The 25,517-nt window shown below is 70.0% G+C and carries 20 protein-coding genes; 12 read left to right on the plus strand and 8 right to left on the minus strand.

Features of this window, described 5'->3' with window-relative positions; translation table 11 throughout:
• The first annotated feature begins 82 nt into the window (after positions 1-82).
• Positions 83-523 (plus strand): SPW repeat protein, encoded by a 441-nt coding sequence (locus tag A5787_RS06215; protein WP_066963220.1) that lies wholly within the window; start codon positions 83-85, stop codon positions 521-523.
• Here A5787_RS06215 and ilvD read toward each other — a convergent pair.
• Entirely contained in the window at positions 520-2,235 is a 1,716-nt protein-coding gene (gene ilvD / locus A5787_RS06220) for a dihydroxy-acid dehydratase (RefSeq protein WP_066963223.1), read from the minus strand. The two genes, A5787_RS06215 and ilvD, sit on opposite strands and share 4 nt — an antisense overlap.
• A gap of 77 nt (positions 2,236-2,312) precedes the next feature.
• On the opposite strand from ilvD, the gene A5787_RS06225 reads away from it, so the two are divergent.
• The 5 genes from A5787_RS06225 to A5787_RS06245 all read left to right on the plus strand — a co-directional run bounded on the left by A5787_RS06225 (position 2,313) and on the right by A5787_RS06245 (position 7,988).
• Positions 2,313-2,603 (plus strand): metal-sensitive transcriptional regulator, encoded by a 291-nt coding sequence (locus A5787_RS06225; protein ID WP_066963226.1) that lies wholly within the window; start codon positions 2,313-2,315, stop codon positions 2,601-2,603.
• A gap of 119 nt (positions 2,604-2,722) precedes the next feature.
• Positions 2,723-3,964: an MFS transporter gene (locus A5787_RS06230; protein WP_066963230.1), complete on the plus strand. Its 1,242-nt coding sequence runs from the start codon at positions 2,723-2,725 to the stop codon at positions 3,962-3,964.
• Positions 3,965-4,094: 130 nt separating this feature from the next.
• Positions 4,095-5,075 carry an Ig-like domain-containing protein gene (locus A5787_RS06235; RefSeq protein WP_369829089.1) on the plus strand — a complete coding sequence of 327 codons (981 nt, stop codon included), beginning with the start codon at positions 4,095-4,097 and terminating at the stop codon, positions 5,073-5,075.
• 100 nt (positions 5,076-5,175) lie between these two features.
• Positions 5,176-5,763, plus strand: a complete 588-nt coding sequence (locus tag A5787_RS06240; protein WP_066963237.1) for a TetR/AcrR family transcriptional regulator — start codon at positions 5,176-5,178, stop codon at positions 5,761-5,763.
• Positions 5,760-7,988: a molybdopterin-dependent oxidoreductase gene (locus A5787_RS06245; RefSeq protein ID WP_066963240.1), complete on the plus strand. Its 2,229-nt coding sequence runs from the start codon at positions 5,760-5,762 to the stop codon at positions 7,986-7,988. The genes A5787_RS06240 and A5787_RS06245 overlap by 4 nt, the downstream gene beginning before the upstream one ends.
• On the opposite strand, the gene A5787_RS06250 is transcribed toward A5787_RS06245, so the two are convergent.
• A complete protein-coding gene (locus A5787_RS06250) occupies positions 7,985-9,961 on the minus strand; it encodes a M13 family metallopeptidase (RefSeq protein ID WP_066963243.1) in 1,977 nt (658 codons plus the stop codon). The two genes, A5787_RS06245 and A5787_RS06250, sit on opposite strands and share 4 nt — an antisense overlap.
• A 42-nt stretch (positions 9,962-10,003) precedes the next feature.
• On the opposite strand from A5787_RS06250, the gene A5787_RS06255 reads away from it, so the two are divergent.
• Positions 10,004-10,660, plus strand: a complete 657-nt coding sequence (locus A5787_RS06255) for a hypothetical protein (RefSeq protein ID WP_066963246.1) — start codon at positions 10,004-10,006, stop codon at positions 10,658-10,660.
• The gene (locus A5787_RS06260; RefSeq protein ID WP_066963249.1) at positions 10,657-11,346 is read left to right on the plus strand and encodes a hypothetical protein; all 690 of its coding nucleotides are present in this window, start codon (positions 10,657-10,659) and stop codon (positions 11,344-11,346) included. The genes A5787_RS06255 and A5787_RS06260 overlap by 4 nt, the downstream gene beginning before the upstream one ends.
• A gap of 4 nt (positions 11,347-11,350) precedes the next feature.
• On the opposite strand, the gene A5787_RS06265 is transcribed toward A5787_RS06260, so the two are convergent.
• Complete coding sequence (locus A5787_RS06265; RefSeq protein ID WP_066963252.1) at positions 11,351-11,881, minus strand: hypothetical protein; 531 nt, start codon at positions 11,879-11,881, stop codon at positions 11,351-11,353.
• The gene (locus A5787_RS06270) at positions 11,878-14,898 is read right to left on the minus strand and encodes an MMPL family transporter (protein WP_066963255.1); all 3,021 of its coding nucleotides are present in this window, start codon (positions 14,896-14,898) and stop codon (positions 11,878-11,880) included. The genes A5787_RS06265 and A5787_RS06270 overlap by 4 nt, the downstream gene beginning before the upstream one ends.
• A gap of 325 nt (positions 14,899-15,223) precedes the next feature.
• On the opposite strand from A5787_RS06270, the gene A5787_RS06275 reads away from it, so the two are divergent.
• Positions 15,224-15,757, plus strand: a complete 534-nt coding sequence (locus A5787_RS06275; RefSeq protein WP_066963258.1) for a hemophore — start codon at positions 15,224-15,226, stop codon at positions 15,755-15,757.
• Here the strand turns inward: A5787_RS06275 and A5787_RS06280 are convergent.
• Positions 15,754-16,935: a TIGR00374 family protein gene (locus A5787_RS06280; RefSeq protein WP_066963260.1), complete on the minus strand. Its 1,182-nt coding sequence runs from the start codon at positions 16,933-16,935 to the stop codon at positions 15,754-15,756. The genes A5787_RS06275 and A5787_RS06280 overlap by 4 nt on opposite strands.
• A 147-nt stretch (positions 16,936-17,082) precedes the next feature.
• Here A5787_RS06280 and A5787_RS06285 point away from each other — a divergent pair, with 147 nt between their 5' ends.
• Positions 17,083-18,240 carry an AI-2E family transporter gene (locus A5787_RS06285; protein WP_066963263.1) on the plus strand — a complete coding sequence of 386 codons (1,158 nt, stop codon included), beginning with the start codon at positions 17,083-17,085 and terminating at the stop codon, positions 18,238-18,240.
• 11 nt (positions 18,241-18,251) lie between these two features.
• Here A5787_RS06285 and A5787_RS06290 read toward each other — a convergent pair whose 3' ends face one another.
• The 3 genes from A5787_RS06290 to trmB all read right to left on the minus strand — a co-directional run bounded on the left by A5787_RS06290 (position 18,252) and on the right by trmB (position 22,821).
• Entirely contained in the window at positions 18,252-21,146 is a 2,895-nt protein-coding gene (locus A5787_RS06290) for an MMPL family transporter (RefSeq protein WP_082977094.1), read from the minus strand.
• Positions 21,147-21,209: 63 nt separating this feature from the next.
• Positions 21,210-21,926: an NYN domain-containing protein gene (locus tag A5787_RS06295; protein ID WP_066963269.1), complete on the minus strand. Its 717-nt coding sequence runs from the start codon at positions 21,924-21,926 to the stop codon at positions 21,210-21,212.
• A gap of 19 nt (positions 21,927-21,945) precedes the next feature.
• Positions 21,946-22,821, minus strand: a complete 876-nt coding sequence (gene trmB, locus A5787_RS06300; protein WP_369829088.1) for a tRNA (guanosine(46)-N7)-methyltransferase TrmB — start codon at positions 22,819-22,821, stop codon at positions 21,946-21,948.
• A gap of 87 nt (positions 22,822-22,908) precedes the next feature.
• Here trmB and A5787_RS06305 point away from each other — a divergent pair, with 87 nt between their 5' ends.
• Both A5787_RS06305 and A5787_RS06310 read left to right on the plus strand, forming a co-directional pair.
• On the plus strand, positions 22,909-23,973 hold the full coding sequence (locus tag A5787_RS06305; RefSeq protein ID WP_066963342.1) for a hypothetical protein: 1,065 nt from the start codon (positions 22,909-22,911) through the stop codon (positions 23,971-23,973).
• Positions 23,970-25,493, plus strand: a complete 1,524-nt coding sequence (locus A5787_RS06310; protein ID WP_066963275.1) for a hypothetical protein — start codon at positions 23,970-23,972, stop codon at positions 25,491-25,493. Before A5787_RS06305 ends, A5787_RS06310 begins: the two co-directional genes overlap by 4 nt.
• The last annotated feature ends 24 nt before the right edge of the window (positions 25,494-25,517 follow it).

The raw sequence follows: 25,517 nt of genomic DNA on the forward strand, positions 1-25,517 counted from the left end.
CGTGATCGGGCGTAATCTTGACCACAGATGGATGGGTGCAGTGGAGCTCAAAAGGCTTGCTGCATAACAGAAAGGTCACAAAATGAGTACGGTCCATTCATCAATCGATCACCACCCCGATTTGTTGACCCTGCGGGCGAATTACGAGCGCGTCGCCGAGTCGACGAGCGCGCATGTCACCTTCGGCCTGGCCCTGCTGACGGGCCTGTACCTGGCCGCCTCACCGTGGATCGTCGGGTTCAGCGCGACGGCATCGCTTGCCACATCCGACCTCATCGTCGGGATCGCGGTGGCGTTCCTGGCGTACGGGTTTGCCACGGCGCTGGACCGCGCGCACGGCATGACGTGGACGCTGCCGGTGCTCGGCGTCTGGGTCATCGTGTCGCCGTGGATCCTGCCGGGCGTCGCGCTGACGGCGGGCATGCTGTGGTCGAATGTCGTCGCGGGCGCGTTGCTGACCGTCGTGGGTCTCAACGCCACCTACTTCGGCATGCGCACGCGGGCCGCCGCCACGCGGGCTTAGCCGCAGACCGCGCCGATCGCGGCCGAGCTGACCAACTTGACGTACTTGGCCAACACCCCGGTCTTGTAGCGGGGCGGGGGAGGCGTGAAATCCCCTCGCCGCGCCTCGAACTCGGCGGGGTCGGTCAGCACGTCGAGGGTGCGGGCGGCCACGTCGAGGCGGATCCGGTCGCCGTCACGCAGCAGCGCGATCGGTCCGCCGTCGACCGCCTCCGGCGCGACGTGCCCCACGCACAGGCCGGTGGTGCCGCCGGAGAACCGGCCATCGGTAAGCAGCAGAACGTCTTTGCCGAGGCCGGCGCCCTTGATCGCGCCGGTGATGGCGAGCATCTCGCGCATCCCGGGGCCGCCCTTCGGGCCCTCGTAACGGATCACCACCGCGTCCCCCGTGGTGATGGTGCCGTCCTCGAGGGCGTCCAGCGCGGCCCGCTCGCCGTCGAAAACCCTTGCGGTGCCTTCGAACACGTCGGAGTCGAAGCCGGCCGTCTTGACCACCGCGCCCTCGGGCGCGAGCGATCCGTGCAGGATGGTGATCCCGCCGGTCGGGTGGATCGGGTTGTTGATGGCGCGCAGCACCTTGCCGTCCGGGTCGGGCGGCGCGATGGCGGCCAGGTTCTCAGCCAGGGTCTGGCCGGTCACCGTCAGGCAGTCGCCGTGCAGCAGGCCCGCGTCCAGCAGCGCCTTCATCATCACCGGCACGCCGCCGATGTGGTCGACGTGCGACATGACGTGCCGGCCGAACGGCTTGACGTCGGCCAGGTGCGGCACCTTCGAGCCGATCCGGCTGAAGTCGTCGAGGGCGAGCGCGACGTCCGCCTCATGGGCGATGGCCAGCAGGTGCAGCACCGCGTTGGTCGAGCCGCCGAACGCCATCACCACCGCAATCGCGTTTTCGAAGGCCTCCTTGGTGAGGATGTCGCGGGCGGTGATGCCGCGCCGCAGCAGCTCGACGACGGCCTCGCCGCTGCGGCGCGCGAACCCGTCGCGGCGGCGGTCGGTGGCCGGCGGCGCCGCGCTCCCCGGCAACGACATGCCCAGCGCCTCGGCGGCGCTGGCCATCGTGTTGGCCGTGTACATGCCGCCGCAGGCGCCCTCGCCGGGGCAGATCGCGCGCTCGATGGCGTCGACGTCCTCGCGGGGCATCAATCCGCGCGCGCACGCCCCCACCGCCTCGAACGCGTCGATGATGGTGACTTCGCGTTCGCTGCCGTCGGACAACTTGGCCACCCCCGGCAAAATGGAGCCCGCGTAGAGGAACACGGCCGCCAGGTCCAGCCGTGCGGCGGCCATCAGCATTCCGGGCAGCGATTTGTCGCAACCGGCCAGCAGCACCGAGCCGTCGAGGCGCTCGGCCTGCATCACGGTTTCGACGCTGTCGGCGATCACCTCGCGCGACACCAGGGAGAAATGCATGCCCTCGTGACCCATCGAGATGCCGTCCGAAACCGAGATGGTGCCGAACTCGAGCGGGTAGCCGCCGGCCGAGAACACGCCCTCCTTGACCGCCTTGGCGAGCCGGTCCAGTGAGAGGTTGCACGGCGTGATCTCGTTCCAGGACGAGGCCACCCCGATCTGTGGCTTGGCGAAGTCCTCGTCGCCCATGCCTACTGCGCGCAGCATGCCACGGGCGGCGGCCTTCTCCAGGCCGTCGGTCACGTCACGACTACGCGGTTTGATGTCGGCGACCGGCGCCGAATCGGTGGGTGTGGGCATCGGGTAAGTATGCCGGGCACACCGCGCCCGCAAACGCGCGGGTCATACCCCGTCGGGGTATGGGGTAGACTCGAGCGGTGACGAGCGCACACGGATATTCGCAGCAGAAGGACAACTACGCCAAGCGGCTGCGGCGCATCGAGGGCCAGGTGCGTGGCATCGCGCGCATGATCGAGGAAGACAAATACTGCATCGACGTCCTCACCCAGATCAGCGCGGTCAACAGCGCCCTGCGTTCGGTGGCGCTGAATCTGCTCGACGAGCACCTGGGTCACTGTGTGACCCGCGCCGTGGCCGAGGGTGGCAGCGACGCCGACGAAAAACTGGCCGAAGCCTCGGCCGCCATCGCGCGCCTGGTGCGTTCCTGATCGCCGGTTGGTAGGCGTGTTGAACCGCTAACTTGCGGGAACCTATTGTTGCGGTGCGTACGGTAGGTGCAGCGTGATTTCGCCAGCAGCCTTGCCCGGCCGATTGCGTGCCCCAACCGATGACTGCCATGACTGCCGCCCCCACCACTGCAGCGCGAACGTGGACGCCACGGATCGCGGCGCAGCTGGCCGTGCTGGCCGCAGCGGCGTTCACCTACGTCACCGCGGAAATCCTGCCGGTCGGCGCCTTGTCGGCGATCGCGCGCAACCTGCACGTCAGCGTGGTCCTGGTGGGCACCCTGCTGTCGTGGTACGCGCTGGTGGCGGCCCTGTCGACGTTCCCGCTGGTGCGCTGGACGGCCCACTGGCCACGCCGGCGCGCGTTGGTGTTCAGCCTGGTCTGCCTGACCGTGTCGCAACTCATCTCGGCGCTGGCGCCCAGCTTCGCGGTGCTGGCCGTCGGGCGGATGCTGTGCGCGGTCACGCACGGCCTGCTCTGGTCGATCATCGCCCCGCTGGCGACGCGGCTGGTGCCCCCGAGCCACGCCGGGCGCGCCACGATGTCGATCTACGTCGGCACCAGCCTGGCGCTGGTGATCGGGAGCCCGCTCACGGCCGCCATGAGCCTGATGTGGGGCTGGCGGCTGGCGGCGGCGTGCGTCACCGTCGCCGCGGCCATCGTCACCGTGGCGGCCTGGCTTTTGCTGCCGCAACAGGTGCTCACCGACGACCAGCTCAAATGCGTGGGTCCGCGGGCACGGCACCACCGCAATCCCCGGCTGATCATCGTCAGCCTGATCACCATGGTCGGGGTCACGGGGCATTTCGTGTCATACACCTACATCGTGGTGGTCATCCGCGACGTGGTCGGCGTGCACGGACCGAATCTCGCCTGGTTGCTGGCCGCCTACGGTGCCGCCGGGGTGATCGCGGTGGGTTTGGTGGCACGGTCCTTGGACCGCCGGCCCAAGAGCGCCGTCATCCTGTGTATGGCGGGATTGACCGCCGCATTCGTGGTGCTCACCGCGCTCGCGTTCGGCGGCGCACCCGCCGCGGCAACAGCCCTCATCGGGACCGCCGCGATCGTGTTGTGGGGCGCCATGGCCACCGCCGTGTCGCCGATGTTGCAAGCCGCAGCGATGCGCAACGGGGTCGACGACCCCGATGGGGCGTCGGGCCTCTACGTGACGGCGTTTCAGGTCGGCATCATGGCCGGCTCGCTGGCGGGGGGCCTGCTCTATGAGCGCAGCGTCGCGCTGATGCTGACCGCGTCGGCGGGCCTGATGGCCGCCGCCCTGGTCGCCATGGCGGCCAACCGGCAGACGCTGGACGTTGCCCCGGCAAGCTCACGCAATTCATAGCTGCGCAGGTCAGCGCCGCCAACCGGGGTGCGCATCGGCCGAGCGACGGCCTCGGCGGCAGTAGCTGGCCCGCCCGCTATGCCACACTATTTCGGAGATGGTGACTGAAGGGATGCGTATGTCGGCCTTGATGCGGAAGGGCGTCGTCACGGCGCTGAAGGCGGCCGGAGTGGCGTCAATGTTCGGTGTGCTGGTGTTGAGCGCCGGCCCCGCGCTGGCGGATCCGGACCCCGCCCCCGGCGACCCTGGGGTCGTCGCCGCACCCCCAGGCCCGCCCGCGCCGCCGCCGGCGCCGGACCCGCTCGCGCCGCCGCCTCCGCCGTGGTTGCAATTGCCGGGTGCGCAACCGGTGGCAACGGGTCCCGCCGCCGGGCAGAACCCGACGGCGTTCACCGGCACGCCGCCCTTCGGGCCGCCCTCGATCGTGCCGAAAAACGGCTCGACGGTGGGCGTGGGCCAACCGATCATCATCAACTTCCCCGGCCGGGTCGACGACGCGGGCGCGGCCATCGACGCGGTCCACGTGATGTCGACCCCGCCGGTGCCGGGCAAGTTCTACTGGATGACCCCGACCCAGCTGCGCTGGCGGCCGCTGAGCTTCTGGCCCGCCCACACCGCGGTGACGGTCGACGCCGGCGGCACCGTGTCCAGCTTCCAGACCGGGGACTCGCTGATCGCCACGGCGGACGACTCCACCCACCAGCTGACAGTGACGCGCAACGGCACCGTGGAGAAGACCATTCCCATGTCGATGGGCATGACCTCCGGCAACCACCAGACCCCCAACGGCACCTACTACGTGCAAGAGAAGATGCCCTCGGTGGTGATGGACTCCTCGACCTACGGGGTCCCGGTCAACTCGACGTATGGCTACAAGGTCACCGTCGAGCTGGCCGTCCGGTTCGACAACGTCGGCGACTTCGTGCACAGCGCCCCGTGGTCGGTGGACGACCAGGGCAAGCGCGACGTCAGCCACGGGTGCATCAACATCAGCCCGTCCAACGCGAGGTGGTTCTTCGACAACTTCGGGCCGGGGGATCCGATCATCGTGAAGAACTCCACCGGCGGCGACTACAAGAAGAACGACGGCTCCGCCGACTGGATGTCGTAACGGCTTAGCCGAGCAAAGCCCCCGTTTCGGTAAGAATCGGGGGCTTTTGCGTCGGCCGGGCCTCTTCCGCGGGCCGCCGGTTATGTATAGCATCATACATATGCGTAGCCCCCGCGAGCGGATGGTGGTGTCCGCCGCTCTGCTGATCAGGGAGCGCGGCGCGCACGCCACCGCCATCTCGGACGTTCTCGAGCACAGCGGCGCGCCCCGCGGGTCGGCCTATCACTACTTCCCGGGCGGGCGGACCCAACTGCTCTGCGAAGCCGTCGACTACGCGGGCGAACACGTCGCCGGCGTCATCACCGAGGCCGCCGGCGGCTTCGAACTGTTGGACACGCTGATCGACAAGTACCGTCGCCAGCTCCTCGAGACCGATTTCCGCGCCGGCTGCCCCGTCGTCGCGGTCTCCGTCGAGGCGGGTGACGGGTCCGATCGCGAACGGATGGCACCGGTGGTCGAGCGCGCCGCGGCGGTGTTCGACCGCTGGTCCGACCTGATCGCCCAGCGCTTCATCGCCGACGGCATCGCCGCCCACCGTGCCCGCGAATTCGCGGTGCTGGCCACTTCGGCGCTGGAGGGGGCGATCGTCCTGGCCCGGGTGCGGCGCGACCTCACCCCGCTCGATGTTGTGCGCCGCCAGCTACACCGGCTGCTCGAGGCCGAGCTCTCCGAAGGGAATTCGCGATGACGACCACTGACTGGCAGCCGACCGCCTGCATCCTGTGCGAGTGCAACTGCGGGATTGTCGTGCAGGTCGAAGACGGCCGGTTGGCCCGCATCCGGGGCGACAAGGAGCACCCCGGGTCGCAGGGCTACACCTGCAACAAGGCGCTGCGGCTGGACCACTACCAGAACAACCGCGCCCGCCTGACCTCGCCGATGCGTCGCCGCCCCGACGGCACCTTCGAGGAGATCGACTGGGACACCGCGATTGTCGAGATCGCCGAGGGGTTCAAACACGTCCGCGACGCCTACGGCGGAGACAAGATCTTCTACTACGGCGGCGGTGGGCAGGGCAACCATCTGGGCGGCGCCTACAGCGGCGCGTTCCTGAAGGCCCTCGGCTCGCGCTACCGGTCGAACGCGTTGGCGCAGGAGAAGACCGGCGAGGCCTGGGTCGACGCGCACCTCTATGGCGGTCACACGCGGGGCGAGTTCGAGCACGCCGAGGTGTCGGTGTTCGTGGGGAAGAACCCGTGGATGTCGCAGAGCTTTCCGCGGGCCCGGGTGGTGCTCAACGAGATCGCAAAGGACCCGGCCCGGTCGATGATCGTGATCGATCCCGTCGTCACCGACACCGCGAAGATGTCCGACTTCCACCTGCGCGTGCGACCGGGAACCGACGCCTGGTGCCTGGCGGCGCTGGCCGGCGTCCTCGTCCAGGAAAAGCTTTGCAACGAAGCGTTTCTCGCCGAGCACGTGCGCGGCTCGGACGCCGTCCGCACCGCGCTGCGCGAGGTTCCGGTCGCCGACTACGCGCAGCGCTGCGGCGTCGACGAGGAGCTGCTGCGGGCGGCCGCGCGGCGCGTCGGCGCCGCCGCCAGCGTCGCGGTGTTCGAGGACCTCGGGGTGCAGCAGGCGCCCAACAGCACCCTGTGCTCCTACCTGAACAAGCTGCTGTGGATCCTGACCGGCAACTTCGCGAAAAAGGGTGGCCAGCACCTGCATTCGTCGTTCGCCCCGCTGTTCAGCCAGGTCACCGGGTGCACGCCCGTCACCGGTGCCCCCGTCATCGCCGGGCTGATACCGAGCAACGTGGTGCCCGAGGAAATCCTGACCGACCACCCGGACCGCTTCCGGGCCATGATCGTCGAGAGCAGCAATCCCGCCCACTCGCTGGCCAATTCGGCCGCCTGCCGGCAGGCCTTCGGCGCGCTGGAACTGATGGTGGTCGTGGACGTCGCGATGACCGAGACCGCGCGGCTCGCCCATTACGTGCTGCCCGCGGCGTCGCAGTTCGAGAAGCCCGAGGCCACCTTCTTCAACTTCGAGTTCCCCGCCAACACCTTCCAGTTGCGCCGGCCGTTGCTGCCGCCGCTGCCGGGGACGCTGCCCGAACCCGAGATCTGGGCGCGGCTGGTGCGCGCGCTCGGCGTGCTCGACGACGCCGAGCTGCGCCCGCTGCACGAGGCCGCGCGGCGCGGCCGGCAAGCCTACGCCGAGGCGTTCCTGACCGCCGTGGCCGCCAATCCGACTGTGGCCAAGCTGGTTCCGTATGTGCTCTACGAGACGCTCGGGCCGACGCTGCCCGACGGGATGTCCGGCGCGGCCGCCGCGTGGGGGCTGGCCCAGAAGACCGCCATGGCCTACCCCGAGGCCGTTCGGCGGGCCGGCCACCCCGACGGCAACGCGCTGTTCGATGCGATCCTGGCCAGCCCGTCGGGCGTCACGTTCACCCGGCACGAATACGAGGACGACTTCGCGCTGATCAGCCACGCCGACCGCAAGATCGCGCTGGAAATCCCCGAAATGCTGAACGACCTAAGGGCGTTGGCCACGGCGCCGGCCCGGCTGACCACCGCGGAGTTCCCGATCGTGCTGTCCGTCGGTGAGCGGCGCGCCTACACCGCCAACGACATCTTCCGCGATCCGTCCTGGCGCAAACGCGACGCCGACGGGGCGTTGCGGGTCAGCGTCGAGGACGCCCAGGCCCTGGGGCTCGCCGACGGGCAACGGGCCCGGGTCAGCACCGCGGCCGGCAGCGCCGAGGTGGCCGTCGAGATCACCGAGACCATGCTGGCCGGGCATGCGGCCCTACCCAACGGTTTTGGCCTCGACTACGTCGACGAGGACGGCAACACCGTCGTTCCGGGCGTCGCCCCGAACGCGCTCACCTCGACGGAATGGCGCGACCCCTACGCCGGCACGCCGTGGCACAAGCACGTGCCGGCCCGGATCGAAGCGGTGGCCTAGTTCCAGATCCTGACCCGGCTCCGCGGCTCCAGGTACAGGGCGTCGCCCTCGGTCACGTCGAAGGCATCGTAGAAGGCGTCCATGTTGCGGATGACGCCATTGCACCGGAACTCCGGCGGCGAATGCGGGTCCACCGCCAATCGCCGGATCGCTTCCGCATCACGGGATTTGGTGCGCCACACCTGGGCCCAGCCGTAGAACACCCGCTGCACGCCGGTGAGCCCGTCGATGACCGGGGCGGGCTCGCCGTTCAGCGACAGCTGGTAGGCCAGCAGCGCGATGGACAACCCGCCGAGGTCGCCGATGTTCTCGCCGACGGTGAATGCGCCGTTGACGTGATACGCCCCGTCGAGCGCCCTGGGCGTGTACGTGTCGTACTGCTCGATCAGCGCCTTGGTGCGGGCGCCGAACTCGGTGCGGTCGTCGTCGGTCCACCAGTCGACCAGGTTGCCGTCACCGTCGTACTTGGCGCCCTGGTCGTCGAAGCCGTGCCCGATCTCGTGGCCGATCACCGACCCGATGCCGCCATAGTTGGCGGCGTCGTCGGCGTCGGCGTCGAAGAACGGCGGCTGCAAAATCGCTGCAGGGAAGACGATTTCGTTCATCCCCGGGTTGTAGTAGGCGTTGACGGTCTGTGGTGTCATGAACCACTCGTCGCGGTCCACCGGGCCGCCGAGCTTGGCCAGCTCGCGGTCGTGATTGACCGCGTACCCCCGTTGGTAGTTGCCGTACAGGTCGTTGCGGTCGATCGCCAGCGCCGAGTAGTCCCGCCACTTCGCCGGGTAGCCGACCTTGGCGGTGAACTTCTCCAGTTTGGTCAGCGCGCGCTCGCGGGTCTGCGGCGTCATCCAGTCCAGTTCGCTGATGGACAGCCGGTACGCCGCCTTCAGGTTGTCCACCAGGGCGTCGATGCGGGCCTTGGCGCCCGGCGGGAAATGCCGTTGCACGTAAAGCTTTCCGACGGCATCGCCCAGCAGGCCCTCCACCAGCGACACCGCCCGCTTCCAGCGCTCGCGGATCTGCTCGGCGCCGGTCAGCAGGCGACCGTAGAAATCGAAGTCCGCGGCGACGAGGTCGTCGGTCAACCAGGCCGCGCGGGCGCGGATCACCCGCCAGCGCGCCCAGCGCTTCCAGTCCTCGATGTCTTCGCTGTCCCACAGCGCGGCGAACGCGGTCAGGTAATCCGGTTGGCGCACAACGACTTCCGCGAGGGTGTCGGCGGAGCCGCCCAGCGCGGCCGCCCAGCCGGTCCAGTCGAAGCCCGCCGCCTCGTCCTGCAGCCCGGCGAAGGCCCGCAGGTTGTAGGTGAGGTCGGCGTCGCGGCGCTTGACCACGTCCCAGTGCGCGGCCGCGAGTTTGCTCTCCAGCGCCACGATCCGGGCCGCGGTGTCCGAGTGATCGCCGCCGAAGACCAGGCCGAACATCCGCGCGATGTGTGCCGGGTAGGCGGCCAGCACGGCGGCGTGCTGCTCCTCGCGGAAGTAGGACTCGTCGGGCAAGCCGATGCCCGACTGGGAGAAGTGCACCAGGTAGCGGGCCGAGTTCTTGGCGTCGGTGTCCACATAGAACGCGACGCCGCCGCCGACCCCGGTGCGCTGTAGGGCGCCCATCGCGGCGGCCAGGGCAGCGGGATTCGCGCAGTCGTCGATCGGGGCCAGCTCGTCGAGCAGCGGCGCCAGGCCCCGGCGTGCGACGGCTTGTTCGTCGAGGAAGCTGCCGTAGAGGTCACCGATGCGTTGTTCGTCAGTGCCCGCCGGCGCGCCCTGCCCGCTGGCCTCCTCGATCAGGTCGCGGACCTGCTCCTCGGCCCGGTCGTAGAGCGCGCGGAACGCGCCGTCGGTCGCGCGGTCCGGGGGAATCTCGTAGTCGGCCAGCCAGCGGCCGTTGACATGGCCGAACAGGTCGTCTTGGGGGCGGGCGTTCGCGTCGACAAAGCTCAGGTCGACGCCCGATCGGATGGCCTCTACAGTCACCCCGCCATCCTTCCATCTTCTTTTGGATGCAACGATCGGCCCATGTCAGACGACGCCGAGCTGGTCGAATCCGAAGACGACGGCGAATCCGAGGACGACGGCGAATCCGAGGACGCCGTCGACCCCGAGGCCGAACCCGCGGCCCCCCGGGTCTTCTCGCCCTACGGCATCGCGTCCACCGTTCTGGCCGTGCTGGCGGTGGCCGCGGTGGTGTTCGGCTACTTCATCTGGTCCGCCCACCGCGACGAGCTGGGCGAGCGCGCCTACCTGACGCGCGTCATGCAGACCGCCGCGGAGTGGACCGGCGTGCTGATCAACATGAACAGCGGCAACATCGACCCCAGCTTGCAAAAGCTGCACGACGGCACAGTCGGCGAACTCAACGTCGACTTCGACGCGGCCGTGCAACCCTACCGGCAGGTGGTGCAGAAGCTGCAGTCGCAGAGCGCCGGCCGGATCGAGGCGGTGGCGATCGAAACGGTGCACCGCGACCTGGACACCCAGCCCGGTGCCTCGAGGCCGGTGGTGACCACCAAGCTGCCGCCGTTTGCCACCCGGACGGACTCGGTGATGGTGGTCGCGACGTCGGTCAGCGAGAACGTCGGAGCCAAGCCGCAGGTGGTGCACTGGAACCTGCGGCTCGACGTCTCCGACGTGGACGGCAAGCTGATGATCTCCGGGCTGGGATCCATCCGATGAGAAACATGTGGCGCCTGCTCGCCTTCGACATCCTGGCGCCGCTGGCCGCCATCGCCGCCCTGCTGGCCATCGGGATGGTCCTCGGCTGGCCGCTGTGGTGGGTGTCGGGATGCACGGCGCTGCTGGTGCTGATCGCCGAGGGCGTGGGCGTGAATTTCTGGCTGCTGCGCCGTGATTCGGTCAGCGTCGGCACCGACGACGACGCGCCGGGGCTGCGGTTGGCCGTGGTGCTGCTGTGCGCGGCCGCCCTGTGCGCGGCGGTGCTGACCGGCTACACGCACTGGACGCGGCCGGACCGCGACTTCAGGAAGGATTCCCGGGAGGTGGTTCAGGTCGCCACGGGGATGGCCGAGGCGATGGCGTCGTTCACCCCGAGCGCCCCGACGAGCTCCATCGACCGGGCCGCGGCGATGATGGTGCCCGAGCAGGCGGACGCCTTCCGCGACCAATACAAGAGGTCCAGCGCCGACCTGGCCCAGCACAACGTCACGGCGCAGGCCGCCACGCTGGCGGCCGGGGTCGAGGCGCTCGGGCCGTCGGTGGCCAGCGTGGCCGTGATCCTGCGGGTCACGCAGAACGCGCCCGGCCAGCCCCCCAGTCAGGTCGCACCGGCGCTGCGGGTGACCCTGGCCAAGAAGGGCGGCACCTGGCTGGTGGCGGACGTGCGGGCGATCAATTCCCGGTGACCGGTTATTCGGTCGGCCGCGCGGACTTCACCTTGACGAACCGATCCGACAGCCTGCGCATCCGGATCATCAGCGCGGACGTCGGGCTGATGCTGCCGTCGAGGTAGGTGCCCAGATCTTCCGGCGACACCCCGATGCGCGACGCGAATTCCTGTTCACCCAGGCCCGACCGGTCGATCAGCAGCCGCACGTGGCGGGCCACCTCGGCGCGTTCGTTGGCCTCCAGGTGGGTGCGGGCGCGCTCCAGCACCTCCCAGAGGGCCTTGGAGATGCCCGACGGACGGGTCCCCTCGAGTACCTCCTCGACCTGGCGGGCTGTCCGGCCGTACGGGTCGCGCTTGAGCGCGGCCGCGATGCGCTTCCAGGTCGCGATGTCACCACCCTGCAGGGCCGACCGGATGGCGGCCGTCGGCCAGAACTCCACCGGCTGGTCGGGGTCCGGCAGGGCCCCGGCGGGCCCGCCGTTGGGCCTGCGCTGGTCGCCGGCGGGCCGCTGGGGCGGCGGCGCCTGGCGTCGCTCGGATGCCAACGTCACCTCGCCTCCTCCAGCATCGCTACGGCCACCGAGAGGCAGCGCTGCTTGACATCTTCCCAGTCTGCCTTGGCGTCGGGTTCCGACCACTGGTCGTCGCTGAAATCGGAAGGATGCGGATCCGCGAGCCGGCGGACTAGCTGCGTTGCCATCCATTCCCGCCTGGACGTCTGAGAACAGTAATAGCTGTCCATGCCGGCCAGCACCACAGCGGCGGTCTCGGGCTCGACGTTGTCCACCATGTCTGCAAAGTCGGCGTAATCGCGGCTGCTGTTACGGCACATGATCAAGTAGCCCTTGAGCCGCAGCGCCTCCGCGCCGGTCGGGACGAGCAGGCGGTCGCCCGTGGGCAGCTGCACATTCGTGGTCTCCACCGGGCTGCGCCGCTCGTACCTCGGCGGCTCGCAGTCGTCGACGTCGGTCTCCAGCGCGTCGATGGCGACCGACAGCCGCCCCCGCCACAGCGTGACCGGGTGGATCGGGCGGTCCCCCGCGATCGCGCGGGCGATGCCGTTGCGCGACGCCAGGCCGCCGACCCGCTTCTTGGCGGCCGAGTGACCGTTGCTGCCGTTCTTGGCGGCCGGTGTCCCCCCGTTGCCCGCCTCGTCGTCGATGCTGACCTGGTGGGGGATCTGTCCGGGGCCGAGCCCCCGGTTGCCCGCGGGGTCGACGTGAGGCGCCTTGCCGTTGCGCCCGCACCCGGTGAATGCCAGCGGGTCGGCGACGCAAATGGCATCGGGCGCAAGGTGTTTGAGCTTCGCGGCCGACTTCAGCACCATGCGCAGGTCTGCGCTGGGCGCCGCGAGCGCCGAGATGTCGTCGGGGATGACCACGACGTCACCCAGGTCGACCTCGGGCAGCGGCCGGTCGAAGTCGACCGACGGCAACACGCGGCGCAGCCACCCGGGCAGCCACCAGTTCCACTGGGTGAACATCGCCATCAGCGCCGGGACCAGGACCAGCCGCACCACCGTGGCGTCCACCGCGATCGCGACGGCGCACGCCACTCCGATCTCGGCGACCAGCGGCATGCCGGCGAACGCGAAGCCGATGAACACCGCGATCATGATCAGCGCGGCGCTGGTGATGGTGCGGGCGCTGGTGCTCACGCCGTAGGCGACCGCGTCGCGGGTGTTGCCGGAGTGCAGGAACCGCTCGCGGATGCGGGTGAGCAGGAAGATCTCGTAATCCATCGACAGCCCGAACGTCATCGCCAGCACCAGCGGGGGAACGGTGCTGTCGATCGAGCTGATCTGGGTGAAACCGAGGCCCTGCAACCAGCCCCACTGGAAAACCATCACCAGGCTGCCGTAGGCGGCGGCGACCGACAGCAACGTCATCAGCACGCCCTTGAACGCCAGGAACACCGAGTGGATGGAGATCAGCAGCATCACGAACGCGATCGCTGCCACGAAGAGCAGCACGAACGGCTCGGTCTGCGACACCCGGTCGTCGAAGTCTTTGATCAGCGCGGTCGGGCCGCCCACGTCGACCCGCGCCGTGCCCGGGTCGGGAATCTTCGGGAGCTGCGCGCGCATCCAGCCGACGGTGTCGCGGGCCTTCATGTCCTCGGGATCCACCGACAACACCGCGGACACCAGGGCGCTGCCGTTGTCCTCGGCGAATTGCGGCGGCGACACCGACACGATGTTGGGCGCCTGCGTCATCTTCTGGCGGATCGCGGCCACCGTCTGGCTGTGCTCGGGTGAGGCGGCGCCGCCGTCGGGAAAGCTGACCAGCACCCGGATGGGACCCAGCGCGCCCGGCCCGAGCGCCTGGGCCGCCGCGCCGACGCCGGCGCGGATCTCGTGGGACGAGTCGAACTGGCGCAGCAGGCTGTTGCCCAGCACCATCGAGCCCGCCGGCACGGCCATGATGAGCAGCACCACCGACGCCGCCACCGCCGACGCCCACGGCCGGCGCATCACCCAGCTGATCCACCGATTCCAGAACCGGGACTGGGTGCCCTCGGGCTGGCGCGACCAGTGAAAGAGGCGTGACCTCTTGGCGGCCGCCCGCCCGAACGTCGCCAGCACCGCGGGCGTCAGGGTGGCCGCCGACAACATCGCGACCGCGACGGCCATGATCGCGCCGGTGGCCATCGACTTCAGCGCCGGGGTGTTGATGATGTAGATGCCGGTCAGGGAGGCGACGACGGTCATCCCCGACAGCACGACCGCCAGCCCGGAGGTGGCCATGGCCGCGTCCACGGCCTCGTTCGGCTGGCGGCCGGCGCGCAGTTCCTCCCGGAAACGCATCAGGATGAACAACGAATAGTCGACGGCGAGCGCGATGCCGAACATCGACACCGTCGAGGTCACGAACACCGACATGGTGGTGTACGCCGACAACAGGTAGACCAGGCCCATGGTGACCACGACGGTGCAGGCGCCGAGGGCAAGCGGGATCGTCGCGGCGGCCAGCGAACCGAACACGGCCAGCAGGACGATCAGGATGATCGGCAGGTTCCATTTTTCGGCGGCGGCGATGTCGTGCTTGGTGTTCGCCGCCGCGGCGGCGCTGAGCGCGCCCTGCCCGATGACGTAGAGCCGGACCCGGCCGTTGGCGGTCTGGCCCGACTGGTCCCCCTTGATGCCGACCTTCTGTTGGAGTTGCTTGGCGAGGTCGCTCGTGCCGGCGTTGCGCGCGTCCAGCCGCAGCGACACCACATACGGCCGGTCGGGCTGGGGCGGCCGCTGGGTGGGGTTGGGCACCTCGACGACGCCGGGGAACTCACCGGCGATCTGCCGCAGCATCGCGACGGCGTCGTTGATGTCGGAGTAGCTGGCGTCGGGGCGGGGGGCCGCCACCAGCGCCAACGAGGATGCGCCCTGGTCGTGGTAGAGATCCTCGAGCTGGTCGTGGACCGCCAGCGACTGCGAGCCGGTCACCTCGAAACCGCCACCGGTGAGGTTCCCCGACTGCGACATCGCGAGATACACCGCCGGCACCAATGCCAGCAACCAGCCTGTGAAGACCAACCAGCGGTACTTACGCAGGCTGCGGCTGATGCGCATCATGAACTGCTGGATTTCTTCACTCCCCGGGCTCTCGCGCAATGCGTGCAGGCGAGAATACCGCAGCAGGCTGTGGATTATGTCGGCTTATCTAGTTCCTGAGCTGCAAAGACACGGATGTTGCCATTACGCCACCCAGTTGTTGTGAACCGGTGACCAAGCGGGATTTCCGTCACAGGCGCTAGCAGCGGCGATAGGGGCAATGGCAGGATGTCGGATGGCCGTGCGGGCTGTGGGGAAATCCGCCGATTGAGCGCCGTCTATTGCAGCCGCTTGCAAGGTGTTTGGGACCCGCGCGCACCTCGCAAACTCCGAAGGGGTTAACCATATGACCACACGCACCGCGTCCGGGCGCCGCAGACTTCTCGCCGGGCTGATCGCCGCCGCAGCGCCCGGCGCCGCCCTCGCCGTCCTCGCCGGGCCGCCCGCCACGGGCGCCAACGACCCGTGCGCCGCCAGCGAGGTCGCCCGCACGATCGGGTCGGTCTCGAAGTCGATGGGCGACTACCTGGACTCGCATCCCGAGACCAACCAGGCGATGACGACGATGCTGCAGCAGCAGGCCGGACCGCAATCATTCACCGGGCTGAAGTCCTACTTCGAGGCCAACCCCAAGGTGGCCGGCGACATGACGTCGATTGCGCAGCCGTTGACCGCCCTCTCGACGCAGTGCAAGCTGCCGATCACGATCCCGCAGGCGATGGGCATGATGCAGCAGGCGCAGGGCGCGGCCGGGGGGCTGCCGGGTGGGCTGCCCGCGCTGCCCGGCAACGCCGCGGGCGCCCCGCCCGCCGGCGGCGCCCCGGGCGGCACGCTGCCCGGCGTCACGATCGGCGGACCGCGACCGAACACCGTCGGCTAAAAGGCCGGCTCACCGCCGCGTTCCGGCCGCCGCTCGGGCGGCGGCAGCGGGCCCTGCAGGGCGGTTTCGGTCGGGTCGGCGGCCGGGTCCAGACGCAGCACGGGCAGCGGGCCCGTGATCGGGTCGTCGCCCTCGGAACCGGAGGTGTTCTCGGTGCGGAACACGAAGAAGAACACCACCCAGCCGACGGCGGAGATGAGTAGCCAGCTGATCAGCCGGTAGATCAGCATGGCGGAGATGGCGTTCGGCAACGACATCCCGCTGGAGACGAGGCCGGGCACCAGCACCGCCTCGACCACCAGCAGCCCGCCGGGCATCAGCGGAATCGTGCCGACGGCCCGGGCGGCCGCATAGGCAACCGTCAGCCCCGCCACCGACGCGTGGTCGCCGGCGGCGTACGCGGCGAAGCCGAGGCAGGCCACGTCGGCGATCCAGTTGAACATCGACCAGCTGAACGCCACGCCCAGGTCGCGGCGGCCCAGGCTCACCGATTCGAGCTGCGTGAGGGTCTCGCGCCACTGGTCCAGGCCGGTGTCGGCGGGCTTGCCCCGGATGGAGTTGAACCACGACAGCACCCGGCTGCCGATGCCCTCGATCAGCTCCGGCCGCGACGCCACCGCCTGGGCCAGCAGCAACAGCGCGACGAAGCCACCCAGCGTGAACAGCAGCGAGAACGGGTTGTTCTTGGCGCCCAGGAAGAACGCGCCGCCCAGGCCGAGCAGCGCCAGCCCCACCGCCTGCAGCACGCCGGACATCACCAACTGCCAGGACGCCACCACGGTCGAGGCGCCCCAAATCCGCTGCTGGCGCAGCAGGAACGTCGCCGACAGCACCGGGCCGCCGGGCAGCGTGGTGCTCAACGAGTTGGCCGCATAGAACGCGGCCTCCGACCGCAATTGCTTGACGTGCACGCCGGCCGATCCCAGCAGGGTGCGCTGGATCTGCGCGAAGCTGTGCATCGACGCCGCCGCCGCCAGCACCGACGCGATCAGCCACCACCAGTTGGCCTCGTACAGGCTCATCCAGGCTTTGGCCAGCTGGTTCCAGCCGAGCGAAATCTCGACAGCAAGCACGATCGCGACGATGGCCAGGACGACCCAGCGCACCCACCAGTACTTGCCGCGCGGAGTAGCTTCACGCGTCAAGTCCAGCTTGCGGGCGGGTGCGTCGTGCGACACGTGCTTTAGGGTAACCGCGCAGGTGGCGCGGCCAGCGGGGCGCAGCTCCGACTGTGTCGGGGTCGTAACCGGATCGTGCCGGGCGGGAGGGGGCCGCCGCACGCCAAGCCGCCGTCCGGGCGCGGTGGCGCCAGATAGGCTGGCCGGATGCCGGCAAACCCCGACCACGCCCTGGAGGCTGGGTCCGTCGTACCCCTTGTCCGTAAGGCCGCGGCTTGGGCCTGGCGGCTGCTCGTCATCCTGGCCGCCGTGGTCGCCCTGCTCTGGGTGATCAAGAAGCTCGAAGTCATCGTCGTCCCGGTGTTGCTGGCACTGATGATTAGCGCTTTGCTGGTTCCGGCGGTCGACTGGATCGACAAAAGGGGCCTGCCGCGCGGGGCGGCGGTGGCGCTGGTCCTGCTGGGCGGATTCGGCATCTTCGGCGGCATCCTGGCGTTCGTCATCGTCCAGTTCGTCTACGGCCTGCCCGACCTGACCGACCAGATCAGCCACAGCATCGACTCCACCCGCCGATGGCTGATCGAGGGGCCGCTGCACCTGCGCGGGGAACAGATCTCCAACGCGGGCAACGCCGCGATCCAGGCGCTGCACAACAATCAGTCCAAGCTGACCAGCGGCGCGCTGGCCACCGCGGCCACCATCACCGAGGTGGTCACGGCCGGCGTGTTGGTCCTGTTCACGCTGATCTTCTTCCTCTACGGCGGGCGCAACATCTGGGCATACGTGACCAAGATCTTCCCCGCCGGCGTCCGCCACCGGGTGCGCGAGGCGGGCAACGCCGGATACGGGTCGCTGATCAGCTACGTGCGGGCCACCTTCCTGGTCGCCCTGACCGATGCGGCGGGCGTCGGCACCGGGTTGGCGATCATGGGCATTCCGCTGGCCCTGCCGCTGGCCTCGTTGGTGTTCCTCGGCGCCTTCATCCCCCTGGTCGGTGCCGTGATCGCCGGCTTTCTGGCCGTGGTGGTGGCCCTGCTGGCGAAGGGCGTCGTCTACGCGCTCATCACCCTGGGTTTGCTAATCGCGGTGAACCAACTGGAGGCTCATTTGCTGCAGCCGTTGGTGATGGGTCGGGCGGTGTCGATCCATCCGCTCGGCGTGGTGCTGGCCATTTCCACCGGCGGGGTCCTCGCCGGGATCGTCGGCGCGCTGCTGGCCGTTCCGACGGTGGCGTTCCTCAACAACGCGATACAGGTGTTGCTCGCCGCGGATCCGTCCGCCGAGGCCGAAGAGCAGACCGAGGGCGCCGAGGACACGGAACTCGTGCAGGCCCAACCGGACCGGCCCGGGGATGAATCCCACTGAGCCGCTAGGCCCTACAGTCGTCCCTCGCGGCGCAACAGATCCTGGGCGCTGACGCCCGCGCCGCCCCCGCCGCCGCGACGGCGCGGACGCGGATTGTCGCCGTTGTCGCCGGGGTCGTTTTGGCCGCGGGCATTGAGCTGCTCGGTGGCCGCATCCGAGTCGTTGGCTTCCGACTTCATCACCGGGAGGGCAGCGGTGGGATCGGCCGGGTCGCCGTTGTTGTCGGCGGAGTGGCTGGTCGGGACCGGGATGGCCCGCGTCTGACCGCTGGACGGGGTCGCCGCGGGCCGCGGCGGGGTGGGAGCGCCCGCCGGGCCGGGGGCCGCGTTGGTGGGCGCCGAGAGGCGTGCCGTCTTGGCGTCGGTCGGCTGGTTCGGCCTGGCCGGCATCCGGGTGGTGGTGGCGCGCGACGGGGCGCCGGCCGGCGGTTCCTGGGCGGGCCGGGGCTCCGGCGGGCCGGCCGGGCCCGGGGGAGTCGCCCGCGACGGCTCCAGCGCGCCGGGGTGCGTGGGGTCGTGCGGCGCGCGCGGCGCCGCGGCGACCAGGCTGGCCGCGGCGACCGGAGGCCTGGCGGGGCGCCCGCTGAGGGTGGGCCGCTTGCGCTCGTCGGGCAGGTCGATCTCGCCCAGCCCGAGCCGGTCCTGCAGCCGCCGGGCCCAGCGGGGGGCCCACCAGCAGTCGTCGCCGAGCAGCTTCATCACCGACGGCACCAGGAACATCCGGACCACGGTCGCGTCCAGCAGCAGCGCGGCCATCAACCCGAAGGCCAGGTACTTCATCAGCACGAGGTCGGAGAACACGAATGAACCGGCGACCACGGCGAGGACGAGCGCGGCGGCCGTGATCAGGCGTCCGGTAGTGGCTGTGCCGATCCGGATGGCCTCGGCGGTCGACATGCCGCGCTCGCGGGCCTCGACCATCCGGGACACCAGGAACACCTCGTAGTCGGTGGCCAGGCCGAAGCCCACCGCGACGACCAGCGCGATCAGCACCACCATCAGCGGTGTCGGCGTGAAGTTCAGCCACGTCGAGAAGTGCCCGTCGACGAAGATCCACGTGAGAATGCCCAGGGTGGACCCAAGCGTCAGCGCGCTCATCACCGTCGCCTTGATCGGCAACACCACCGACCCGAACGCCAGGAACATCAACAGCATGGTGGCGCTCAGCAACAGGACGAGCATCAGCGGGGCCTTGTCGAAAAGGCTGTGGATGCTGTCCTGCTCGAGGGCGGGAGTGCCGCCGACAAGGAGGCTGAGCCCCTTCGGTGGGTTTACCGCCCGCAGTTCGCTGATCTTCTTCTCGGCGTCGTTGCGATTGGACAAGCCGTTCTGGATGACCCGCACGGAGTCGTCCTTGGGCTGTGTTGTCCCGTTCGGGCCGTTGACGCAGGGATTGCCGGCGATGGTCGGGCACGCCCGCTCCTGCCAGTTCTTGTCGGTGAACCCGGTGATCGGCGCCAGCCTGCTCCGGATGTCCGCGACCTGCTGGTCGGTGACCTTGCTGCCGTTGTCGCTCTTGATCACCACGGTCAGCTGCTCGGTCCGGTAGCCGGGGAAGAGCTTGTCGAAGTGCTCCTGCGCCAGGCGGACGGAATTGTTGGGCGGCAGGTACTTCTCGCTCATGCCCCCGAACGACAGGTTGCCCAGCGGGATCACCAGCAGGATCATGCCGACGGCGATCGGGATGGCGAACGCCAGCGGCCGCTTCATCACGAAGTTGACCAGCTTGCCCCAGAACCCGGCCTCGACCTCCTCGCGGGTCTTGGTCTTCTGCAGCCGGTCCGCGAGCCAGTTGAGGTAGGCGCGCGACACCTTCCAGTTACGCAGGAAGGGCACCCGGAACGCGGTCCGCACGCCGAGTGCGTCGACGTGGCGGCCGAGGATGCCCAGGCACGCCGGCAGCAGCGTGATCGACAGGAGCGCCGCAAGGCCCACCGCCGCGAAGATCGCGTAGGTCAGCGAATGCACAAAACCCTGCGGCAACACGAGCAGGCTGGCGCTCGAGGCGATGATCAGCACCGCCGAGAACGTCACGGTGCGACCGGCCGTCATCACGGTGCGCCGCACGGCGGCCTCGGTGTCGTAGCCCTCGGCGATCTCCTCCCGGAACCGGCTCACCACGAACAACCCGTAGTCGATGGCGATACCCAGACCGATCAGCGAGACCACCGGCTGGGCGAAGAAGTGCACCGGTCCGAACATGGCGGCGAACCGCAGGATGCCCAGCGCGCCGGCGATGCTCAACCCGCCCACGATGGCCGGCAGGCCCGCGGCGACCGCGCCGCCGAACACCAGGAACAACACCACCGTCACCAGCGGTAGCGCCAGCACCTCCATGCGGCGCTGGTCGGTGGCGATGGTGCCGGTCAGGGCGTTGGCGATGGGCTCCAGGCCGGCGAGCTGCACCGTGCCGCCGTCGAGCTTTTGCAGGTCGGGCGCGATCGTCTTGTAGTTGTTCAGGATGGTGTCGTCGTCGTCGCCCTTGAGCGGGATCGACACGAAGGTGTGCTTCTTGTCCTCGGTGGCCATCCCCTTGATCAGCGCCGGCGCGTCGGCGGGGTTCGCCACGGCCAGCCAGCCGGCCCACCCGACGACCTGGTCGGGATGGTCGTTCTTGAACTTGTTCAGCTCGTCGACGATTTTCTGGTGCCAGGCCGGGTCCTCGACTGTCTTGCCGTCGGGCGCGGTAAAGGTGGCGACGATGTGGCTGGTGCGGTCGCGGCCGTAGGTCTGGTCACCCAGCACCGAGGCCTTCACGGATTGGCTGCCCTCGTCGTAGTAACCGCTCTGCGTGACGTGCTTGCCCAGGCTCATGCCGAAGACGCCGCCGCCGAGGCACAGGGCCACCATGACCCCGATCACGATGTACCGGTAGCGGTACACGGTTCGACCCCACCAGGCGAACACGTAAGCTCCTTACTGGATCGCTAGCGACCCGCGCAGTACCTCTTCGGTTTTTTGACGCCAGTCTCACACACGCGCGGTCAACAGGGCGGACAGCGGCCGGAACGGCTGCAGCCAAGCCCCCTGATCAGGCAGCGAATCTAGACCGATCCGTGGCAATGGTTCCCGGAAAACACCGGCGATGTCTTCCAGGTCGACGAAGTCCAAGGTATCCGACGCTAGCGCCCAACTCGCGTGTTCGCGAAATCCGATCACTTGGACGGACACCCCGGTTCGCGAGATTTCCTCCAGCGGTTGGCGGAAAGCCTGACCGTCGGCCGAGGCCACCACCAGCGCCGCCAGCCCCTCCTCCTGCCGTTGTGCGATGTGGGCGAGCATGTCGTGGTCAACGTCGCTGTCCTCGTCGATCTTCGGTTTGGCGAAGACGGCGAAGCCCACGTTGCGCAACGCGTCCACCCACGGCCGGACGACTTCGGCGCTGCCGGGCGCGATGTTGGTGAAAACCGTGGCCTCGGGTTCGATCACCACGCCGGGGCGCCCCGAGCTGACCTCCGCGGTGCGCGCCAGGAGCCAGCGGCCGAGGGCGTCGAAACGCGGGCGCTCCAGGGCCGTCGGGCGGCGGCCCAGGATGGAGCCCAGGCCCATGTCGAGGTTGGGAGCGTCCCACACCAGCAGAACCCGTCCCGCGGGTGGTTGGAAGCTGCTCAGGCCCTCGGCGGACAGAACCGCCGGAGAGTCAAGGGGCGCTTGCTCTGCTGCTGTGGTCTCTTCTGTCAGGCTCATCTCATCGCCTTACCCAGCCCTATCCAGCCTTTGTCCAGATGAATTCGTGCACGACGCTGCCCGCTTCTTGGGCCTTGGTCTCGTACTTGGTGGTGGGCCGCGCGACCGAGATCGGCAACCGGCTGCCCGGACCGACGCGGCGCAGCTGGGGTTCGGCGTCGCCGACCTCGGCGATCTGCTCGGCGTAACCCGGGTGGTCCGTCGCGGCATGCAGGACACCACCGGGGAGTAACCGGTCCGCGATCAGGCCAATCGTGCCCGGCTGCAGAAACCGGCGCTTGTGGTGCCGGGCCTTGGGCCACGGATCGGGAAAGAACACGCGCACCCCGGTCAGCGAGCCCGGCGCGATCAGCCGGTCCAGCACGTCGATCGCGTTGCCCCGGATCAACCTGATGTTGTCGACCTGCTCGCGGTCGATCGCGGACAGCAGCTGGGCCAGCCCCCGCCGGTAGATCTCCACGGCGATCACGCCGACGTGGGGCTCGTCCTTGGCCATCGCCAGCGTGGATATGCCACTGCCGCAACCGATTTCGAGCACCACCGGCGCCTGACGGCCGAACCACGCGCGGGTGTTCAGCGGCTGCGCGGGCTGGGGTGACCCCGACGCGTCGGCGCCGACCGAGAGGCCCAGTCTCGGCCACAGCCGCTCCCACGTCTGGCGCTGGGCCGCCGACAGCGCGGAACGCCGCGAGCGAAAGCTCGTGGCCGGGAGGTGGCGCTGCTCGGGGCGGTCCGATTCGGGCGGTTCCGGGACCGCCCCCCCTCCTGTCTCCAGGACAGCCTCCACTCCCACCGGCGCGCCGGGACACGTCCCGACCCCGGGTTGCGCATGCATTTGTCCATGGTGGCCCATGAACGCCCGATGTAGCCGCCCCTGATCCAGATTGATACCCAACAGTTGCCTTCGACTGGTAACAGCCCGGTGGCTCGCATCTGGGTGACGCAGGTGCCACCATTCGGTGAGGTTGAATCGGGACGGGACATGACGAGACAAGGGCACCGAATTTTCGTCGACGAGCTGCGGCGCTTCGCCGCCGGCCACGCCGACCCGCGCGCGACGGCCATCGCCGAGCGATGCGCCGCGCCGCTGCGCGTGGCCGTCCGGGGGCGCCGCGGGGTCGGTCGCCGCACGGTGGCGCGCGCCCTCGACCTCGCCGGGGACGCGTACGGCATCTCGGCGACGACGGGGGCGACCGGCACCGCCGACCTCGACCTGTACGTCACCGCCGAGGTGCTCAAACCCGAGGACACCGCGGCGATCGCCGCCGCCGCGCGCCCCGCCTTGGCGGTGCTGAACAAGTCCGACCTGACCGGTTCACTGTCCGGCCGGGCCGGTGCCGCGCCGCCGACGGCGGCACGTTCGCGCTGCGCCGAGCTGTCGGCGCTCGCGGGTGCGCCGATGGAGCCGATGAGTGGGCTGCTCGCGCTGGCCGCGGCGCGGGGCCTGGACGGCGCACTGTGGGCGGCGCTGCGGGCGCTGGCCGCCAGTCCCGGCGGCGCCACCTGCCTGGACGGCTCGTTCGCCGGGTTCCTGGCCGCGGACGTTCCGGTCCCGTCCGTGCTGCGGCAGCGCCTGCTGGACACCCTGGACCTGTTCGGCACCGCGCTCGGGATCGCCGCGGCCCGGCGGGGCGCGACGCCGGCGCAGGCCCGCGCCCTGCTGCGCCGCGTCAGCGGCGTCGACGCCGTCCTGACGAGGCTCTCGGTCCTGGGGGCCGACGCGCGCTACCAGCGGGTGCTGCGGGCCGTCGCCGAGTTGGAGGCCCTGGCCGTGTCCCGGGACCGGATCGGCGAGGCGATCAGCGGCTTCCTCTCCCGCGACGACACGGTGCTCGCGCGCATGGCGGCCGCCGTCGACGTGGCCGCCGCCGCCGGGCTGGACCCCGAGGCCGATGCCGCCGCGCACCTGGCGCGGGCGGTGCGCTGGCAGCGCTTCGGCCGGGGCCCGGTGGGCGAGCTGCATCAGGCGTGCGGCGCCGACATCGCCCGCGGATCGCTGCGGCTGTGGTCACGCGCCGCCGGCTCGCTGCCCGGGGAGTTCTATTGAGCGGCGAGGATCCGGCCGCTCAGGTCGACGCGCTGGTGGCGACGATCGGCCCCCGGCTGGACGCGCCCGCCGTCAACCGCCGCGACGTGGTGCTGGTGACGGGCCCCTGGCTGGCCGGCGTCACCGCGGTGGTCGGGGCGCTGCGCGAACGGCTGTCACAACACAAGTTCGTCGAGTCGACGGACCTGGGACCCGGTGACGCCCCGACCGCGGTGGTCTTCGTGGTGTCCGCGGCGGCGCAACTGACCGCGTCCGACTGCGCGCTGCTCGATGCCGCCGCCGAGCACACCGACGTCGTCGTCGGCGTGGTGTCCAAGATCGACGTCCACGGCAACTGGCGCGACGTGGTGGCCGCCGACCGCGACGTCCTGGCCGCGCACGCGCCGCGCTACGCCCGGGTGCCGTGGGTCGGCGCGGCCGCCCTGCCCGACCTCGGCGACCCGGACGTCGACGACTTGGCGCAGACCGTCGCGGCGCAGCTGGCCGACCCCGACATTCCTCGGCGAAACCGGTTGCGCGCCTGGGAATCCCGGCTGCAGACGGTGATCCGACGCTTCGACCGCGACGCCGAGGGCGCGGGCCGGCGCGCCCGGGTGGACGGGCTGCGCGAAGAGCGCAGCACGGCCCTGCGGCTGCGGCGGCAGGCGAAAACCGAGCGCACCATCACGCTGCGCGGCCAGATTCAGCAGGCCCGGGTGCAGTTGTCCTACTTCGCGCGCAACCGTTGTGCGTCGGTGCGCGGCGAGTTGCAGGAGGACGCGGCGGGGTTGTCCCGGCGCAAGATGGCCGGCTTCGAGGTGTACGCGCGCGGGCGGGTCGACGAGGTGGTGGCCGAGGTGGGCGAGGGAGCCGCCACCCACCTCGCCGACGTCGCGCAGGTGCTGGGTGTGCCGGCGGCGCTGCCCGCCTTCCACGACGCCGAGGAGAAGCTGCCGACGATCGAGGTCCCGCCGCCGCCGCTGAAATCTCGGCGGCAGGAGACATGGCTGCTGATGCTGCTGGGCGCCGCGTTCGGGCTCGGCGTGGCGCTCACGCTCAGCCGGTTGGTGGGCGGGCTGACCTCCCGGCTGAGCCCCGCGCTGGCCGCCGCGGGGGCGGCGGGGTGCGTCGCCATCGGGCTGGTGGTCGCGTTCGTGGTCATCCACATCCGCGGCCTGCTGCGGGACCGGGCGTTGCTGGACCGCTGGGCGGGCGAGGTCACGTCGTCGCTGCAATCGGCGGTGGAGGAGCTGGTCGCCACCCGCGTGCTGGTCGCCGAGTCGCTACTGAGCACCGCGCTGGTCGCGCGGGACGAGGCTGAGAACTCGCACGTGGCCGAGCAGGTCAGCGCCATCGACAGCGAGCTGCGCGAGCACGCCATCGCGGCGGCCCGGGCCGCGGCGGCGCGGGACCGGGAGATGCCCACCGTGCAGGCGGCGCTGGACGCCGTGCGTGCAGAGCTGGGCGAACCGGGTACACCCCAACCCGAGGGCGAAAATGATGAACCAGTGTCAAGGAGCGAAAATGGCGATCCCGGGTGACGTTCGGCCCTGTTTCTGAATCGT

This window comes from Mycobacterium sp. 852002-50816_SCH5313054-b (assembly GCF_001667185.1).
Lineage (GTDB): Bacteria > Actinomycetota > Actinomycetes > Mycobacteriales > Mycobacteriaceae > Mycobacterium.

Excerpts from the sequence above, each read along its gene's own strand:
- A5787_RS06215 (WP_066963220.1), top strand. The coding sequence starts at position 83 with ATGAGTACGGTCCATTCATCAATCGATCACCACCCCGATTTGTTGACC.
- ilvD (WP_066963223.1), bottom strand. The coding sequence starts at position 2,235 with ATGCCCACACCCACCGATTCGGCGCCGGTCGCCGACATCAAACCGCGT.
- A5787_RS06230 (WP_066963230.1), top strand. The coding sequence starts at position 2,723 with ATGACTGCCATGACTGCCGCCCCCACCACTGCAGCGCGAACGTGGACG.
- A5787_RS06235 (WP_369829089.1), top strand. The coding sequence starts at position 4,095 with ATGCGGAAGGGCGTCGTCACGGCGCTGAAGGCGGCCGGAGTGGCGTCA.
- A5787_RS06240 (WP_066963237.1), top strand. The coding sequence starts at position 5,176 with ATGCGTAGCCCCCGCGAGCGGATGGTGGTGTCCGCCGCTCTGCTGATC.
- A5787_RS06245 (WP_066963240.1), top strand. The coding sequence starts at position 5,760 with ATGACGACCACTGACTGGCAGCCGACCGCCTGCATCCTGTGCGAGTGC.
- A5787_RS06255 (WP_066963246.1), top strand. The coding sequence starts at position 10,004 with ATGTCAGACGACGCCGAGCTGGTCGAATCCGAAGACGACGGCGAATCC.
- A5787_RS06260 (WP_066963249.1), top strand. The coding sequence starts at position 10,657 with ATGAGAAACATGTGGCGCCTGCTCGCCTTCGACATCCTGGCGCCGCTG.
- A5787_RS06270 (WP_066963255.1), bottom strand. The coding sequence starts at position 14,898 with ATGATGCGCATCAGCCGCAGCCTGCGTAAGTACCGCTGGTTGGTCTTC.
- A5787_RS06275 (WP_066963258.1), top strand. The coding sequence starts at position 15,224 with ATGACCACACGCACCGCGTCCGGGCGCCGCAGACTTCTCGCCGGGCTG.
- A5787_RS06285 (WP_066963263.1), top strand. The coding sequence starts at position 17,083 with ATGCCGGCAAACCCCGACCACGCCCTGGAGGCTGGGTCCGTCGTACCC.
- A5787_RS06295 (WP_066963269.1), bottom strand. The coding sequence starts at position 21,926 with ATGAGCCTGACAGAAGAGACCACAGCAGCAGAGCAAGCGCCCCTTGAC.
- A5787_RS06305 (WP_066963342.1), top strand. The coding sequence starts at position 22,909 with ATGACGAGACAAGGGCACCGAATTTTCGTCGACGAGCTGCGGCGCTTC.